16 protein-coding genes are annotated in these 14,984 nt (G+C 67.6%); 12 read left to right on the plus strand and 4 right to left on the minus strand.

Annotated elements, in window-relative coordinates; genetic code table 11:
- Positions 1–82: 82 nt before the first annotated feature.
- The 3 genes from BLT60_RS08170 to BLT60_RS08180 are packed head-to-tail and all read right to left on the minus strand — an operon-like array spanning position 83 to position 2,851.
- Positions 83–1,225, minus strand: a complete 1,143-nt coding sequence (locus BLT60_RS08170; protein WP_090875935.1) for a mandelate racemase/muconate lactonizing enzyme family protein — start codon at positions 1,223–1,225, stop codon at positions 83–85.
- Between the two features lie 11 nt (positions 1,226–1,236).
- Complete coding sequence (locus tag BLT60_RS08175; protein ID WP_090875936.1) at positions 1,237–2,115, minus strand: SMP-30/gluconolactonase/LRE family protein; 879 nt, start codon at positions 2,113–2,115, stop codon at positions 1,237–1,239.
- A gap of 16 nt (positions 2,116–2,131) precedes the next feature.
- Complete coding sequence (locus BLT60_RS08180) at positions 2,132–2,851, minus strand: SDR family NAD(P)-dependent oxidoreductase (RefSeq protein ID WP_175478346.1); 720 nt, start codon at positions 2,849–2,851, stop codon at positions 2,132–2,134.
- A gap of 631 nt (positions 2,852–3,482) precedes the next feature.
- Here BLT60_RS08180 and BLT60_RS08185 point away from each other — a divergent pair.
- From BLT60_RS08185 to BLT60_RS08240, 12 genes are all read left to right on the plus strand, one after another.
- On the plus strand, positions 3,483–4,352 hold the full coding sequence (locus BLT60_RS08185) for an amidohydrolase family protein (RefSeq protein WP_090875938.1): 870 nt from the start codon (positions 3,483–3,485) through the stop codon (positions 4,350–4,352).
- 10 nt (positions 4,353–4,362) lie between these two features.
- Positions 4,363–4,851: a VOC family protein gene (locus BLT60_RS08190; RefSeq protein WP_175478347.1), complete on the plus strand. Its 489-nt coding sequence runs from the start codon at positions 4,363–4,365 to the stop codon at positions 4,849–4,851.
- A complete protein-coding gene (locus BLT60_RS08195) occupies positions 4,848–5,180 on the plus strand; it encodes an EthD family reductase (RefSeq protein ID WP_090875940.1) in 333 nt (110 codons plus the stop codon). Before BLT60_RS08190 ends, BLT60_RS08195 begins: the two co-directional genes overlap by 4 nt.
- Before the next feature lie 12 nt (positions 5,181–5,192).
- A complete protein-coding gene (locus tag BLT60_RS08200; protein WP_090875941.1) occupies positions 5,193–5,960 on the plus strand; it encodes an SDR family NAD(P)-dependent oxidoreductase in 768 nt (255 codons plus the stop codon).
- 29 nt (positions 5,961–5,989) lie between these two features.
- Positions 5,990–6,769: an SDR family NAD(P)-dependent oxidoreductase gene (locus BLT60_RS08205; protein ID WP_090875942.1), complete on the plus strand. Its 780-nt coding sequence runs from the start codon at positions 5,990–5,992 to the stop codon at positions 6,767–6,769.
- 3 nt (positions 6,770–6,772) lie between these two features.
- Positions 6,773–8,302 (plus strand): acetate--CoA ligase, encoded by a 1,530-nt coding sequence (locus tag BLT60_RS08210; protein ID WP_090875943.1) that lies wholly within the window; start codon positions 6,773–6,775, stop codon positions 8,300–8,302.
- Positions 8,299–9,519, plus strand: coding sequence for a CoA transferase (locus BLT60_RS08215; protein WP_090875944.1), 1,221 nt, complete (start codon positions 8,299–8,301; stop codon positions 9,517–9,519). Before BLT60_RS08210 ends, BLT60_RS08215 begins: the two co-directional genes overlap by 4 nt.
- An 85-nt stretch (positions 9,520–9,604) precedes the next feature.
- Complete coding sequence (locus tag BLT60_RS08220) at positions 9,605–10,168, plus strand: glucose-6-phosphate isomerase family protein (RefSeq protein ID WP_244521188.1); 564 nt, start codon at positions 9,605–9,607, stop codon at positions 10,166–10,168.
- A 58-nt stretch (positions 10,169–10,226) separates the two neighbouring features.
- Positions 10,227–11,210, plus strand: a complete 984-nt coding sequence (locus BLT60_RS08225; RefSeq protein ID WP_090875945.1) for a carbohydrate kinase family protein — start codon at positions 10,227–10,229, stop codon at positions 11,208–11,210.
- Positions 11,207–12,277, plus strand: coding sequence for a Gfo/Idh/MocA family protein (locus tag BLT60_RS08230; protein WP_090875946.1), 1,071 nt, complete (start codon positions 11,207–11,209; stop codon positions 12,275–12,277). Before BLT60_RS08225 ends, BLT60_RS08230 begins: the two co-directional genes overlap by 4 nt.
- Positions 12,277–13,113 (plus strand): sugar phosphate isomerase/epimerase family protein, encoded by an 837-nt coding sequence (locus tag BLT60_RS08235; RefSeq protein ID WP_090875947.1) that lies wholly within the window; start codon positions 12,277–12,279, stop codon positions 13,111–13,113. The genes BLT60_RS08230 and BLT60_RS08235 overlap by 1 nt, the downstream gene beginning before the upstream one ends.
- On the plus strand, positions 13,110–13,919 hold the full coding sequence (locus BLT60_RS08240) for an alpha/beta fold hydrolase (RefSeq protein WP_090875948.1): 810 nt from the start codon (positions 13,110–13,112) through the stop codon (positions 13,917–13,919). Before BLT60_RS08235 ends, BLT60_RS08240 begins: the two co-directional genes overlap by 4 nt.
- 3 nt (positions 13,920–13,922) lie before the next feature.
- On the opposite strand, the gene BLT60_RS08245 is transcribed toward BLT60_RS08240, so the two are convergent.
- Positions 13,923–14,981, minus strand: coding sequence for an ABC transporter ATP-binding protein (locus tag BLT60_RS08245; RefSeq protein ID WP_090875949.1), 1,059 nt, complete (start codon positions 14,979–14,981; stop codon positions 13,923–13,925).
- Between the last annotated feature and the right edge of the window lie 3 nt (positions 14,982–14,984).

The raw sequence follows: 14,984 nt of genomic DNA on the forward strand, positions 1-14,984 counted from the left end.
TCCTGCGGTTCCTTCCCCCTCGCTGTCCCGTCGGGGCAGCGAACGACTTCAGTCCATGCGACGCGGTGCCCCGCGCCTTGTCTCAGGCCTTCGCCAGCACCTTCTCGCTGCGATAACCCTCGACGACCTCCTCGATCACCTCGATGCCGAGGCCGGGGCCCTGCGGCGGGTAGACCCAGCCATCGACCTGCTCGAACGGCTTCTCGACCAGGTCGTGCTGCATCGGATTGCGCAGCGGCTTGAACTCGAACAGCTTGCAGGACGGCGAATTGAACGAGATGGCGAGGCTCGCCGCCGTGACGATCGCCGACGACCAGGCATGGGCATTGGCCTGGCGGCGATAGAATTCACAGCGCTCGGTGATCTTCTTGAAACCGGTGATGCCTTCGGCGCGGCCGGGATCGACGCCGACCACGTCCACCGTGCCGGTGGCGAGAACCGCCTCGAACTGCTCCAGCGTCCATTCGCGTTCGCCGTAGGCGATGCGGGTCGTGGTCTTGGCGCGGAGATTGGCATAACCCTCCGGATCCCAGGCGCCGAGCGGTTCCTCGATCCAGTCGAGATTGTACTCTTCCATTGCCCGGGCACGACGGACGGCGTCGGTGACGTCCCACTTGATGGCGATGCCGTTGTCGATCATCAGCATCCGGTCGGGGCCGAGCACCTCACGCATCGCCTTGACATAGGCGACGTCGCGATCGTGGTCGTAGCCGAGATTGGCGCTGCCACGCTTGCCGAAGCCGGTCTTCAGACCCTGCAGGCCGGTCGAGATCCATTCGGCGGTCTCGTCGGCCATTTCGGGGATCGACTCGTAGTGCGCATGGCAGGAGGCGATCGCCGGGAGCTTTTCGTGGACGCAGCCACCGAGGAGGTCAAGGACGCTGCGGCCAAGCACCTTGCCCTTCAGATCCCACATGGCGATGTCGAGGGCGGCGGTCGCGTAGGACGCGATGCCGCCGTGATAGCCGTACCACCAGGCCTGCTGCTTGTTCTGCCGCCACAGCGCCTCGGTCTCGACCGGGTCCTTGCCGATCAGGTTTGGCGCCATGCCCTCGATGATCGCCTTGGCGGCGAAATTCGCCTCGGGAAACTGGGTGATGGATTCGCCCCAGCCGACCTGGCCGTCATCGGCCGTGATCTTGGCCAGGCACAGATGCCGCAACGCGTTGAAGTCGTTCGGCTCCGGGTAGCTGACCGGGATGGCCTCGATTTTGGCGATCTTCATGACTGCTGGCCTTACCCGATTGCGCCGCGGAACAGCGGCATGCCTTCGATCCCGAGATCGACCTCGACCAGTTGCCCCGTGATGGCCGCGCCGGTCACGTCAAACGGACCCATGTCGCAGACAAACAGCTTGCCGCCCTTGCCGAAGCAGCAGTTGAGCGGCGTGCCGCCGACTTCGAGGAAATCGATCAGCGTGCCGTCCTTGCCGACGTGATCGACGCCACCGGACGAAACCGTGGTGATCCAGAAGTCGCCATTCTCGTCGATCTTGAAGCCGTCGGGAATGTGGTTTTCCGGCAGGGTGCAGAGGGTGGTCTTGGTGCCGTCCGGCGTGCGGCGGATGACGCGGCGATTGTAGGATTCGACCCAGACCAGCGAACCGTCCGGCTCGGCGACGATGCCATTCGGATAGACGTGATCAAGCTCTTCGAGAACCTTGGCGACGCCGTTGGTCTCGATAACGATGATGCGTCCCGGGTGTGGCTTGGTGTCGGGCGCCCAGTCGCCGGAATCGGTGAAATAGAGCCGGCCGTCCGGCCCGAAGGTCAGGTCGTTCGGCCCGTCGAACTTCACGCCGTCGGCCTCGGTGACCAGGATCTCGACCTTGCCGTCGGGGCTGGTCTTCTGGATCGACGGTGGGCGATGCTCCGGCGCGACCCAGGCGCCGACATTCGGGGTCTGGGTGGAGTAGATCGCGCCATCGGTGCCGAGCATGCAGGCGTTCGGCCCGCCGCCGACAAAGGCGTAGGTGCCCTGCTTGCCGGTCTTCGGATCCCAGTAGCCGATCTCGCTGGCATAGGTGTTGGCGTAGACCACCCGCCCGTCGTCGAGCTCGTAGGGACCTTCGGGGTGTCCGAGGTCGGTGGCGCGGGTGATTGTCGGCTTCTTCATTGCATCCTCCCGATGTTCACCAGTTGACCAGGCCACCGGTGAAATTGATTGCCTGCCCGGTCATGTATGCGGCCTCGTCCGAGAGCAGGAACAGGATCGCCCCGGCGCATTCCTCCGGGCTCGCCCCGCGCTGGAGCGGCACGCCCTTCTTGCGCTGGGCATCGAATTCGGCGGCGGTCGTGTTCTTGTGGGTCGCTACATGTTCGAGAAAGCGATCCTGCATCTCGGTCTCGACGATGCCGGGGCAAATGGCGTTGACCCGCACCGGCCGGCCGGCCAGCGCATAGGAAAACGAACGCGTGATTGACAGGATCGTCGTCTTGGAGGCGGCATAGGGCGCGACGTCGGTCGATGTGGCGAGCTTGGCCGAACTCGACGACAGGTTGACGATGGCGCCGCCCGGCCGCAGGCGCGGACCGATCAACTGGCAGAGAAAGAAGACGGACTCGGCGTTGACGGTCTGGACCTGACGCCATTCCTCGACGGTCACCTCGAGGATCGGCTTGATCCTGATGATGCCGGCGGAATTGACCAGGTAGTCGAAGCCGTCAGCGGCTTCCGCCAGCGCCTGGCGCTGGTCCGGGTCGCCAACGTCTACGGCCCGCGTCGCGCAGCCTTCGGCGCCAAGCGCGGCGAGCCGGCCGGCGTCGATATCGACCGCCAGCACCTCGCAGCCCTCGTCGAGCAACCGCCGCGCGACCGCGTTCCCGATGCCGCTGGCGGCACCCGTAACCACAGCGCGTTTCCGGGTTTCCTCCCCCATCAACCTTCCCATTCCTCCCGTTGAAGCAACTATATTGAAACGTTATCGCGCGGCGCAAGCCCCTTTTGTCCCGACGTATTATGTCGGACCCAAAGACGCGCACGCCCTGGCGAATGGCGATCGCCCCGAGACACTTCGGGGACCATCCGGCGCGCGGTCATCGGCATAAGACTGTGGCGCCTGACACCCGTTTCAGGCTGTCGCGACGGGATGCCGACGGAACCCGAGGGCCAAGAAATCGTGCAGTGTTGCCCTGTTTCCTGCCGCGACCGATAGCGAAAGCAGCCGGATCGACCCGCCGTAGACGAGGGACTGCACTGAGCGACCAGTCTGCTCCGACACGCTCCGGCAACGCGGCCTGTCGGGGCGATCCGGGAGCGACGATATGCCCACGCAACGGCCGGCGGGACGACGGTGGCCAAGACTCCGAGAGGTGGGCGCGGCGACCTTGAACTGCACCATGGGCGCTGCTAGTATTTGAAACGATATCATTTGCTCATTCCGGCATCGCGCAGGGCGCGGCTACAACGACCGGCGGGCGGCCTTTGCGGGTACCTTGATCGGCCGGCGAGGGTGGGTAATCGGCGCAGGGGGGAACAAGGTCATGGCAGAGCTGGCGTTCGTCGACACGCACTTTCACCTGCACGACATGAAGCACCCGACGCTGCGCTACGGGTGGCTCGAGCCGGACGCGGTCCATGGCCTGCTGCCCGACACCGACCCGCTGAAATCGCAGCACTATTTCATCAAGGACTATCTGGCCGAAATCCGCTTCGCCAACGTTCCGAAGGCGATCCATGTCCAGGCAGCGGTGGATACGCCGGACCCGGTCGACGAAACGGCGTGGCTCCAGGCCTTCGCCAATGAGACCGGCTATCCGCACGGCATCATCGCCGAGTGCCACCTTGCCCGGCCGGACGCCGCCGAGGTACTCGACCGCCACCTGCAATTCGCCAATGTCCGCGGCATCCGCAATTTCGGCCAGGGCCGCTACCTGATCGACGACGCATGGCGGAAGGGCTTCGCCGAACTGGCGCCGCGGAACCTCGTCTCCTGCATCGATACCCGGGTCGAGCTTGCCGACGATATCGCCGACCTCGCCCGCAGCTTTCCCGAGACCGTCATCTGCGTCGATCACTGCGCCATTCCGGTCGGGCGCGATCCGGAGTCGTTCCGTCGCTGGCGCGCGGCCATGGACCGGATGGCCGAGGGCGACAACGTCACCATGAAAATTTCGGGCCTTGGCATGGGCGACCCTCTGTGGACGATCGACTCGATCCGTCCCTACGTGCTCGGCAGCATCGAGGCCTTCGGCGTCGACCGGGTGGTGTTCGGCACCAACTGGCCGGTGGACCGGATGTTCAGTTCCTATCCGGACGTGATCAACGCCTATGCGGCGATCATTGCCGACTTCCCCGAGGCCGACCAGGTGAAGATGTTCTCCGGCAATGCCGAACGCATCTTCCGGATCTGAGGACAACACGATGGCAACGGCAGGCGAAGCGGCGAGCGCGACCGGGCTGCACCATGTCGGGATGAGCGTCGCCGATCTCGACGCGGCGCTCGCCTTCTGGGAGCCTTTCCTCGGTGTGCCGGCGCGGTGGCGCACCGTGCTCGACCGTCCGTATCTCGGCCGCCATGTCGGCTATCCCGGCGTCACCATCCGCGCCGCCTTCATCGACCTGCCGGGCGGCAACACGCTCGAGCTCCTCGACTATCAGGTGCCCGACAAGGAACAGATACCCGACCTGACTGCCAACCCCGGCAACGTCCATCTCTGCCTCACGGTCGCCGACGCCGCCACCGCCTGGCAAAAGGCGGTGGACTGCGGCGCGCGGCCGATCGTGCCGGAGGGTCCGGTCGACATCGACGGCGGACCCAACGCCGGCGCCCGCGCTGCCTATCTGCGCGTCCATGACGGGATCACCCTCGAATTCTTCCAGCCGGCGCCAAAGCGGGAGGCGGCGGCGTGATCAAGCGCGTCAGCTTCCTGCGCCGCAAGGAGGGCATGGACCGCGAGGCCTTCCTCGCCCATTGGACCGGCCCGCATGCCGCCATCGTCCGCCAGCTCCCCGGCCTGCGCGGCTTGCGCTTCGGCCGGGTGCAGAGCTGGACACCGGAAGAGGCAGCCTGGGACGGCGTCGGCGAAGTCTGGTTCGACAGTATCGAGGCGGCTCATGAAGCCTTCGCAACCGAGCCCTACCTCGCGATGCTGATCGCCGACCGCAAGCTTTTCATTGGCGAGGCGCAGTCCTGCTTCGTCGAGGAACAGACGGTGGTCCCGCCGCCGGATGGGCGCTAGGGAGAGAAAAGCATGGCATTCGATCTCGAAGCCGGACTCCAGGGCAAGTCCGTTCTGCTGACCGGTGCGACCGGCGGCATCGGGCGTGAAGTGGCGCTTGCCTTCGGCTCGGTCGGAGCGCGGGTTGCGGCCGTCGATATCGACGCCGACCGCGTTACGGCTCTGGTCGACGAGATGGAGGGCGGGCCGCATCTGGCGCTCCCTTATGACGTTCGCCCGGTCGCCGGACACACGGCGCTGGTCGAACAGGTGATCGACGCCTTCGGCACCCTCGACATCCTCGTCCAGACGGCGGCGGTACTGGTCCGCCGTCCCTCGGTCTTCGAGGTCAGCGAGGACGACTGGGATTTCCAGCACGACATCAATCTCAAGGCGAGCTTCTTCCTTGCCCAGGCCGCGGCCCGTTGCATGCGGGACCAGGGCACCGGTGGCCGGATCATCAATTTCACCTCGCAGGGCTGGCAGAGCGGCGGCTACGGCGGCTCGGTCGCCTATGCCGCGACCAAGGGCGGCATCGTCTCGATGACCCGCGGCCTCGCCCGCTCGCTGGCCCCGGACAAGATCACCGTCAACGCCGTGTCGCCGGGAGCGGTCGATACCGCGATGATGCGCAGCGGCATGGACGACGCGGCGATGGCCGGGGTTGCGGCCCAGATCCCGCTCGGCCACCTCGCAAAGCCGTCGCAGCTTGCCGGTACGGTGCTTTTCCTCGGCTCCGACCACGCCGACTATATTACCGGTGCGACGATCAATATCAGCGGCGGCTGGCTGATGTACTGACGCCCCGCACGGGGACAAGGGAGACTGTCATGTCCGGCGAATTCTCCGGCAAGGTCGCGGCCATCACCGGCGCCGCACGCGGTATCGGCGACGCGGTCGCCGCGCGCCTGATCGAGGAAGGCGCAACGGTCTTCTCGCTCGATCTCGGCGATCCCGACGACGCTCGGGACGGGGTCACCTATCTCACCGCCAATGTCGGCGACGCGGCAAGCGTCGCGGACGCCTTCCGCCAGATCGACGACATGGCCGGGCACATCGACATCCTCGTCAACAATGCCGGCGTCCAGCGGGTGAACCTAGCCGAGAACATGACGCCTGAGGACTGGCATCTGGTTCTCGACACCCACCTGACCGGCACATTTCTCTGCTGCGCCGAGGCGATCCGGCGGATGCGCGCCCGCGGCAAGGGCGGCGCCATCGTCAACGTTGCCTCGGTGGCGGCGATCGTCGGCATTCCCGGTCGCGGCCCCTACAGCGCCGCCAAGGCAGGGGTCGAGGGCCTGACCCGCGTCTACGCCACCGAGACGGCCGCCGCAAACATCCGGGTCAACGCCGTCGCGCCGGGCTCGACCCGGACGAAACTGATCGACCAGGGCATCAAGGATGGCTCGATCCGCAGCGAATGGCAGGAGGAGCGAATTCCGATGGGCCGGCTGGCAGAACCGCGCGAGATCGCCGATCCGATCGTCTACCTGGCCAGCGACCGGGCAAGCTACGTCACCGGCCAGACGCTGGTGGTCGACGGCGGCTGGACGGTGCAGGGCATGGTGCATATCGCCGACTGGCTGCAGCCGCCGGCCTCCGGCTGACCCATGCCTGGCATCCCGTCGATTCCCGAGCGATTCAACCTCGCCCGCCACTGCCTCGCGCCATGGGCGCTGGAGACGCCGGACAAGGTGGCGCTGACGGTGGTCGGCGACCTCGCCGGCGGCGCCGGGTCTGTCGAGCAATGGACCTATGCGGCGCTCGACCGCGAGGTGCGCAGCGTTGCCGCGGGTTTGCGGGCGGAGGGCCTGTCGCCCGGCGACCGGCTGCTGCTGCGCCTGCCCAACAACAGCGACTACGCGCTGCTCTTCTTCGGCGCGATCGCCGCCGGCCTGGTGCCGATCCCGGTCTCGTCGATGCTGACCGGGGCCGATGTCGGCTTCCTGCTGGCCGACTCCGGCGCCGCCGGCATCGCGATGAGCGCCGACCTCGCCGTGCCGGTGGCTAACACCGGCGTCCATGTCTTCGACGAAGCGGCCATCGCCCGGCTGAAGGGCTTCGCGCCGAGCATCGGCTATGCCGACACGGCGGCCGAGGATCCCGCCTACATGATCTACACCTCCGGAACGAGCAGCCGGCCCAAGGGCGTCGTCCATGCCCAGCGGGTCGCGCTCGGCCGTATCCCGATGCACCGCGACTGGCAGGCGATCGGCAGCGCCGACACGATGCTCCATGCCGGCGCCTTCAACTGGAGCTACACGCTGGGCGTCGGTCTGCTCGATCCATGGTCGGTCGGCGCCGCCGCGGTTCTCTATAATGGCCCGAAGGACATCGCCGTCTGGCCAAGGCTGATCCGGATGACCGGGGCGACGCTGTTCGCGGCGGTACCCCTGCTCTACCGCCAGATGATCAAACATGCGGTGCTCGACAGGCAAGACTTCGCCACCATCCGCCATTGCCTGTGCGCCGGCGAGGCGATGCATCCCTCGATCCTCGAGCAATGGCGCGCCGCCACCGGTCGGGAATTGTACGAGTCGCTCGGGATGAGCGAGTGCTCGACCTTCATCTCCAGCGGACCGCAGGTGCCGGTGCGGCCGGGCAGCGCCGGCAAGCCGCAGCAGACCCGCCGCATCGCCGTCCTGCCGGTCGACGCGGGCGACCAGCCGCTCGGCGCCGGCGAGACGGGTCTGCTGGCGATCCACCGAGCCGATCCCGGCCTGATGCTCGGCTACTGGAACCGCCCGGACGAGACCGCCGCCACGACGCGCGGCGACTGGTTTGTCGGCGGCGATCTGGCGGCTTTCGATGACGACGGCTATGTCTGGTACCATGGACGGGCCGACGACATCATGAATGCGGGTGGATTCAGGGTCTCGCCGCTCGAGGTCGAGACGGCGCTGGCCGATTGCCCCGGCGTTGCCGAAGTGGCGGTCACCGAGCACCGGATCGACGACACCCTGTCGGTGATCGCCGCTTTCGTGGTGAGGCGCCCGGATCACGCGCTCGACGCCGACGCGGTGCTCACCCATGCCGGCAGCCGCCTCGCCGCCTACAAGCGACCACGGCAGGTGTTCTTCGTCGACACGCTCCCCCGCAACGTCAACGGCAAGCTGCAACGCCGGGCGCTCAGCCAATGACGGCGCTCCTCAAGGGCCTGCGCATCGTCGAGGCGGCGTCCTTCATCGCCGCGCCCTCCTGCGGGTTGCATTGCGCCCAGCTCGGGGCCGAGGTGATCCGCATCGACGCGATCGGCGGCGGGCCCGACCGCAACCGCTGGCCACAGGCGGCGGACGGCGAAAGCCTCTACTGGCAGGGCCTGAACAAGGGCAAGAAGTCCGTGGCGATCGATCTTCGCCAGCCGGAAGGCCGGGAACTGGCGCAACGCCTTGCGACCGCGCCGGGCGAGAGTGCCGGGCTCTTCGTCACCAACTTCCCGCCGGACGGTTTCCTCTCGCATGACAGGCTCGCGGCGCTGCGTCCCGACATCGTCACCCTGCGGATCATGGGCTGGCGCGACGGCACCGCGGCGGTCGACTACACGGTCAATGCCGCGATGGGCATCCCGCTGATGACCGGGCCGGCGGACCTGCCCGCCGACGAGCCGGTCAACAGCGTGTTGCCGACCTGGGACCTGATGGCCGGCGCATACGGCGCTTTCTCCCTGCTCGCCGCCCATCATGCGCGCCGGGAAACCGGGATCGGGCGCGAAATCCGCCTGCCGCTCGGCGACCTAGCCGCAACGACGCTGGGGCATCTCGGCCAGCTCGCCGAGGTGCTGCTGTCCGGCGTCGACCGGCCCCGCCAGGGCAATGACCTGTTCGGCGCCTTCGGCCGCGATTTCGCCACCGCCGACGGCCGGCGGCTGATGATCGTCGCGATCACCACCCGGCAATGGCGCGACCTTGTGACGACGCTTGGTCTCACCGAGGAGATCGCCGCGCTGGAACGCTCTCTCGGCACCTCATTCGCCAGCGACGAGGGCGAGCGCTACCGCCACCGCGAAGCACTTTATCCCCTGTTCGAGGCCGCCATCGGCGCTCGCAGCGAAGCCGACCTCACCGCGCTATTCGAAGGAACAGGCGTCTGCTGGGCGCCCTATCGCAGCGTCCACGAAGCAGCAACCGCCACCGATCGTTTCGCCGTCCAAACCGACGCCATGCCGACCGTCGCCCATCCCGGCGGCCACGCCTATCCGACCCCCGGCGCGGCCGCGAGCTTCCCGGGCGCGGACCCGCAACCAACCGGAACAGCACCGCGTTTCGGCGGCGATACGGAGGCTGTTCTCGCTGACGTCCTCGGTCTCGGCGAAGGCGAAATCGGACTGCTCAACGATACCGGCATCATCGCCCTCTGACTTCCTTGCCGCACACCCCTTCATTCGGTTGACATGGCTGCGGCCCGGTCCTAGCCCATAGCCAAACAACAAGAGAGGATTCCCCATGCTGTTCCCGGAAGGTGTCGCCATCGACGGCATCAGTGGCGAAGTTACCCCGTCGACTGACCGCTACACCAAGAAACTCAGCGAACTCAGCGGCCTGTTCCATGATGCGGCAGCCTTCGACAAGGTCGTCGCCGAAGGGGGCGATCCGATCGCCTATGAGGTCGTCGACTACCGCAAGCAGGAATGCGACATCTGCTTCGGCACGACGATCATGATGCCCGGCCAGGTCGGCGGCGAGTATTTCATGACCCGCGGCCATTTCCACGAGCGCAAGGATTGCGGCGAGGGCTACTACACCCAGTCCGGCGAGGGCCTGCTCCTGCTCGAATCCCGCGAGGGCGAGGTCCGTACCGTCGAGATGAAGCCCGGCATCTGCGCCTTCATCCCGCCCGAGTGGGCCCATCGCAGCATCAATACCGGCTCCGAGAAGCTGGTCTTCGTCTGGTTCTGCGCCACCGACGCCGGCCACGATTACGGCACGATCCGCGAGCGCGGCATGCGCAAGCTGGTCGTCGAGCGCGACGGTCGCCCGGCGATCATCGACAACCCGAACTTCGCGTGACGCCGGCGAGGCCGACGCGCCTGTCTGAACGCGTTGGCCTCCCGAACCTGTCCTGTCCATGAGCAACGACGGCATCTCATCGCGTTTCGACGTGACGGCGCTGGGCGAGCTGGTGATCGACATGATCCCGGCCGGCCGATCCGGCGCCGACGCGCTTTACGCTGCGCGGCCCGGCGGGGCCCCCGGCAACGTTGCGGCGGGCATCGCCCGGCTCGGGCTGCGCGCCGCGATGGTCAGCCGGGTCGGGCCGGGGCATCTTGGCAACGTGCTGATCGAAACCCTCAAGGGTGCCGGCGTCGAGACCCGTGCGATCAGTCGCGCCGAGGTCGACACCACGGCGCTCGCCGTCGTTTCGCTGGACTCCCGCGGCGACCGCGATTTCGCCCTCTACCGCGAAGGCTGCGCCGACTCCCGCATGGCGGCCGACGTGATCGACCGCGACCTCATCCGCACCTCGCGGGTCCTGCATGTCGGCTCGCTGACCCTCGGCACCCCGGTTTCGGCCGAGGCGCAGCGGCAGGCAATTGCGGTGGCGCGCGACGCCGGCGCCCTGATCTCCGCCGACCCCAATCTCCGCCCGGCGGTCTGGCACGATCCGAACGCTATGCTGGCAACAGGCCGCGAGGCCGTCGCCTCCGCCGATATCGTCAAGATCAGCGACGAGGAGCTTTTCGCCTTGTCGGGGCTGGATGAGCCCGGCGATGCGGTGCGGGCCCTGTGGCATCCGCGCCTCAAGGTCATGGCGGTCACCCGCGGCGCCGACGGCGCCGAGCTCTTCACGCCGGATTTCACCGTGGCGGTCCCGGGATTCGTTGTCGGCGTGGTCGATACCGTCGGCTGCGGCGACGCCTTCATGGCGAGCCTGATCGCCGGCCTGCTCGCCACCGACCTGAGCCGCCTCGATGCGCCGTCCCTCGCCGCCATCGGCCGCCGGGCCTGTGCTGCTGGCGCGGTCATGGCCACCATTTCAGGCGCGATGGGCGCCATGCCGGAACGCGCGGCCATCGACGCCCTGCTCGCCAACACCCCGGAGACACCATGACGGATACACGACGGCTGCGCATCGGCGTTCTCGGCGCCGGGCAGATCGCCCAGGCGGCGCATTTCGAATCCTGCGTCAAGGCGCACAATGCCGAGCTCTTCGCGATCTGCGACGTCGCCGAGGACCTGCTCGGCCGCATGGCGGTGATGCACCAGCCGCGCCGGACCTTCACCGACTACGACGCGATGCTGGCCGACCCCGAGGTCGAGGCGGTGATCGTCGCCACCTCCGATCCCTTCCATGTCGAGGCATCGCTGAAGGCGCTGGCCGCCGGCAAGCATGTGCTGTGCGAAAAGCCGATGGCGATGTCTGTCGAGGAGGCCGAGCGCCTGCGCGACGCCGTGGCGGCCACCGACCTGGTGCTCCATGTCGGCCACATGAAGCGCTATGACGGCGGCATCGAAGCGGCCAAGGATTTCGTCGACGAGGAGATCGGCGACATCATCGCCCTCAAGGCGTGGTACTGCGATTCGACCCACCGCTACACGATGACCGACGCCGTCCAGCCGACCATCGTCACCAGCGCCGGCTCACGCAAACCGTCGGGCGACCCGAAGGCCGACCGCCAGCGCTACCTGATGCTGGCCCATGGCAGCCACCTCGTCGACACCGCCCGGTATCTGGTCGGCGACATCGCGACGGTCCACGCCCATTACAGCGAACGGTCCGGCATCCGCTGCTGGTTCGTCGATGTCGGCTTTGCCAACGGCGCCCTCGGCCACCTCGACCTGACCGTCGCCGTCCGCATGGACTGGCACGAAGGCTTCCAGCTCTACGGCGAGAATGGCAGCGTCGTCGCCAAGACCTTCAACCCCTGGTACTACAAGGCGAGCGAGGTCGATATCTTCCGCGAACGCGACGCGACTTCCTATCGGCCGCTCGCCGCCGACGGCCATTTCTATCGCCGCCAGGTCGAGGGCTTCGCCGACGCGGTGCTGACCGGCGCACTCGCGCGCGGCGCCACTGCCGAAGACGGCGTGGCCTCGGTCCGCGCCATGGTCGCCATTGCCCAGTCGGTCCGCGAGAAGCGCGCGGTGACGCTCGCCGAAGCCGCGGGCGCCGTCTGATGCAAATCGGGATCTTCGCCAAGACCTTTCCCGGCGCCGATCCGAGCGAGGTACTGAAAGCGGTCGCCGGCGCCGGCTTTGCGGCGACCCAGTACAACATGGCCTGCTCCGGCCTGCCGTCCCTGCCCGACGCGATCGACAGCGGAACGGCCGAGGCCGTGCGGTCCGCCGCCGTGAGCTCCGGTGTCGCCATCGCGGCGCTGTCCGGCACCTTCAACATAATCCACCCCGACCCGGCCATCCGCGCGGACGGCATCCGCCGCCTCGGCGTCCTGGCGCCGGCGGCCCGCATCATGGGGACGCGACTGGTGACGCTCTGCACCGGTTCCCGCGATCCGGACGACCAGTGGCGGGCCCACCCGGACAACGATACGCCCGAGGCGTGGCGCGATCTCCTCGCCAGCATGGAGGCGGCGCTGGTGGTTGCGGACGCGCACGACATCGACCTCGGCATCGAGCCCGAACTCGCCAACGTCGTTTCCTCGGCAGACCGCGCCCGCCGGCTGATCGACGAAATCGGCAGCGAGCGCATCAAAATCGTCTTCGACGCCGCCAACCTGTTCGAGCGCGCGGCGCCGGCCGAGCAGCGCGACACGGTCTCGCGAGCCCTCGACCGCCTCGCCGACCGCATCGTCATCGCCCATGCCAAGGATCGCAACGCGGCCGGCGGTTTCGCCGTTGCCGGGCAGGGCGTCCTCGACTATCGGCACTACGTCTCGGAACTGCGCCGGGTCGGCTTCGACGGCGCGCTGATCGCCCACGGACTGGTGGCTGGCGACGCCCCGGGCGTCGCCGCGTTCCTCGACCAAACGCTTGAGGCGGGCGAGCCGCAATGACCTTCCACACCTTCGATCGCGGCGAGCTGGCGCTCCGCTACGCCGATATCGGCAACGGACCGGCGGTCGTGTTCCAGCACGGCCTCGGCGGTGACGCGGCGCAGGTGGCGGAGGTGTTTCCGGATGCCCCGCCGACGCGGCGCGTCACCCTCGAATGCCGCGCCCAGGGCCTGTCGGAGCCCGGCTCATATGACGCCCTGTCGATCGCGACCTTCGCCGACGATGTCGCGACGCTTGCCGAGCACCTGGCGGTCGGCCCGGCGGTCTTCGGCGGAATCTCGATGGGCGCCGCCATTTCGATGCGGCTGGCCGTCAAGCGGCCCGACCTCGTCTGCGCGCTCGTCCTGGCCCGCCCGGCCTGGCTGTTCGCTCCCGCGCCGGATAACATGAAACCCTTCGGCGAGATCGCAGGCCTGCTCGCCGCGCACGATCCGCGCGACGCCCGCGCCGCCTTCGACCGGTCCGAGACGGCGGCCCGCGCGGCGCGCGAAGCGCCCGACAACCTCGCCTCGCTCGGCGGCTTCTTCGATCGCGCCAACCCGGCGACGACCGTCGCGCTGCTGTCCGCGATCTCGCGCGATGGCCCCGGCGTCAGCGAGGCGGAGGTCCGCGCCCTCGCGGTTCCGACCCTGGTCATCGGCACGGCGGAGGACATCGTGCATCCGCTCGACTATGCGCAAACGCTGGCCGGAACGATCCCCGGCGCGACACTGGTGCAGATCCCGTCAAAGTCGATCGACCGGACGGGCCACATCGTCGCGTTCAAGGCGGCGGTCGGCGATTTCCTGCGCGGTCTCGACGGCTAGGCGTCAGCCACCCTTGGCGATCTTCTCGCCGCTGTCGGCGTCGAACAGGCAGATCTTCTCTTCGTCGATGCTCAGCGCCACCGGGGCATTCGGCGGCATGTCGAAGTTCTTGTCCATCTTCACGACGATCTGCGACTTGCCCATCTGGCAGGTGACGATGGTTTCGTTGCCGGTCAGTTCGCAGGCGTAGATCTTCGCCCGGATATCGCTTGTCGCCGGATCGACGACCCGCGCATCCTCGGGGCGGAAGCCGAAGACCACCTTGTCGCGCGGCGCATAACCGGCGAGTGCGACCTTGCCTTCAGGGCCGACGAAAGCGCCGTCGGCGATCGATCCGGTCAGCGTGTTCATCGGCGGCGAGCCGATGAAGCCGGCGACGAAGAGGTTGGCCGGGTTGTCGTAGATCTCGCGCGGCGTCGCGATCTGCTGGACGACGCCCTTGTTCATCACCGCGACGCGATGGGCGAGCGTCATCGCCTCGATCTGGTCATGGGTGACGTAGATCGTCGTGGTGTTGAGCTCGCTCTGCAGGTGCTTGAGCTCGGCGCGCATGAAGCTGCGCAGCTTGGCGTCGAGATTGGACAGCGGCTCGTCCATCAGGAAGACGCTGGGTCGCCGGACGATGGCGCGGGCAAGGGCGACACGCTGGCGCTGACCGCCGGACAACTGGCGCGGAAAGCGGTCGAGATAATCCTCGAGATGAACCTTCTCGGCGGCCTCGCGGATCTGGGTTGCCTGCTCGGCCTTCGGCACCTTGCGGAGCTTCAGGGGGTAGCCGATGTTGGCCGCGACCGTCATGTGCGGATAGAGCGCATAGGACTGGAAGACCATCGCCACGTCGCGATATTTCGGCAGCACCTGGGTGACGTCGCGTTCGCCGATCGAGATCTTGCCGGAGGTCACGCTCTCGAGGCCGGCGACCATGCGCAGCGCCGTCGTCTTGCCGCATCCCGAAGGGCCGAGCAGGACGAGGAACTCCCCCTCGGAAATCTCCAGGTCGAGACCCTTGACCACTTCGACATTGCCGAAGGACTTGTAGATGTCGGAAAGCGTGACGCGCATACG

It is taken from the genome of Bauldia litoralis (assembly GCF_900104485.1).
Taxonomy (GTDB): domain Bacteria; phylum Pseudomonadota; class Alphaproteobacteria; order Rhizobiales; family Kaistiaceae; genus Bauldia; species Bauldia litoralis.

Bases quoted from the DNA above. Each gene is read 5' to 3' on its own strand.
- BLT60_RS08245 (WP_090875949.1), bottom strand. From the start codon at position 14,981: ATGCGCGTCACGCTTTCCGACATCTACAAGTCCTTCGGCAATGTCGAA.
- BLT60_RS08225 (WP_090875945.1), top strand. From the start codon at position 10,227: ATGAGCAACGACGGCATCTCATCGCGTTTCGACGTGACGGCGCTGGGC.
- BLT60_RS08235 (WP_090875947.1), top strand. From the start codon at position 12,277: ATGCAAATCGGGATCTTCGCCAAGACCTTTCCCGGCGCCGATCCGAGC.
- BLT60_RS08190 (WP_175478347.1), top strand. From the start codon at position 4,363: ATGGCAACGGCAGGCGAAGCGGCGAGCGCGACCGGGCTGCACCATGTC.
- BLT60_RS08215 (WP_090875944.1), top strand. From the start codon at position 8,299: ATGACGGCGCTCCTCAAGGGCCTGCGCATCGTCGAGGCGGCGTCCTTC.
- BLT60_RS08185 (WP_090875938.1), top strand. From the start codon at position 3,483: ATGGCAGAGCTGGCGTTCGTCGACACGCACTTTCACCTGCACGACATG.
- BLT60_RS08210 (WP_090875943.1), top strand. From the start codon at position 6,773: ATGCCTGGCATCCCGTCGATTCCCGAGCGATTCAACCTCGCCCGCCAC.
- BLT60_RS08240 (WP_090875948.1), top strand. From the start codon at position 13,110: ATGACCTTCCACACCTTCGATCGCGGCGAGCTGGCGCTCCGCTACGCC.
- BLT60_RS08175 (WP_090875936.1), bottom strand. From the start codon at position 2,115: ATGAAGAAGCCGACAATCACCCGCGCCACCGACCTCGGACACCCCGAA.
- BLT60_RS08170 (WP_090875935.1), bottom strand. From the start codon at position 1,225: ATGAAGATCGCCAAAATCGAGGCCATCCCGGTCAGCTACCCGGAGCCG.
- BLT60_RS08200 (WP_090875941.1), top strand. From the start codon at position 5,193: ATGGCATTCGATCTCGAAGCCGGACTCCAGGGCAAGTCCGTTCTGCTG.
- BLT60_RS08220 (WP_244521188.1), top strand. From the start codon at position 9,605: ATGCTGTTCCCGGAAGGTGTCGCCATCGACGGCATCAGTGGCGAAGTT.
- BLT60_RS08205 (WP_090875942.1), top strand. From the start codon at position 5,990: ATGTCCGGCGAATTCTCCGGCAAGGTCGCGGCCATCACCGGCGCCGCA.
- BLT60_RS08230 (WP_090875946.1), top strand. From the start codon at position 11,207: ATGACGGATACACGACGGCTGCGCATCGGCGTTCTCGGCGCCGGGCAG.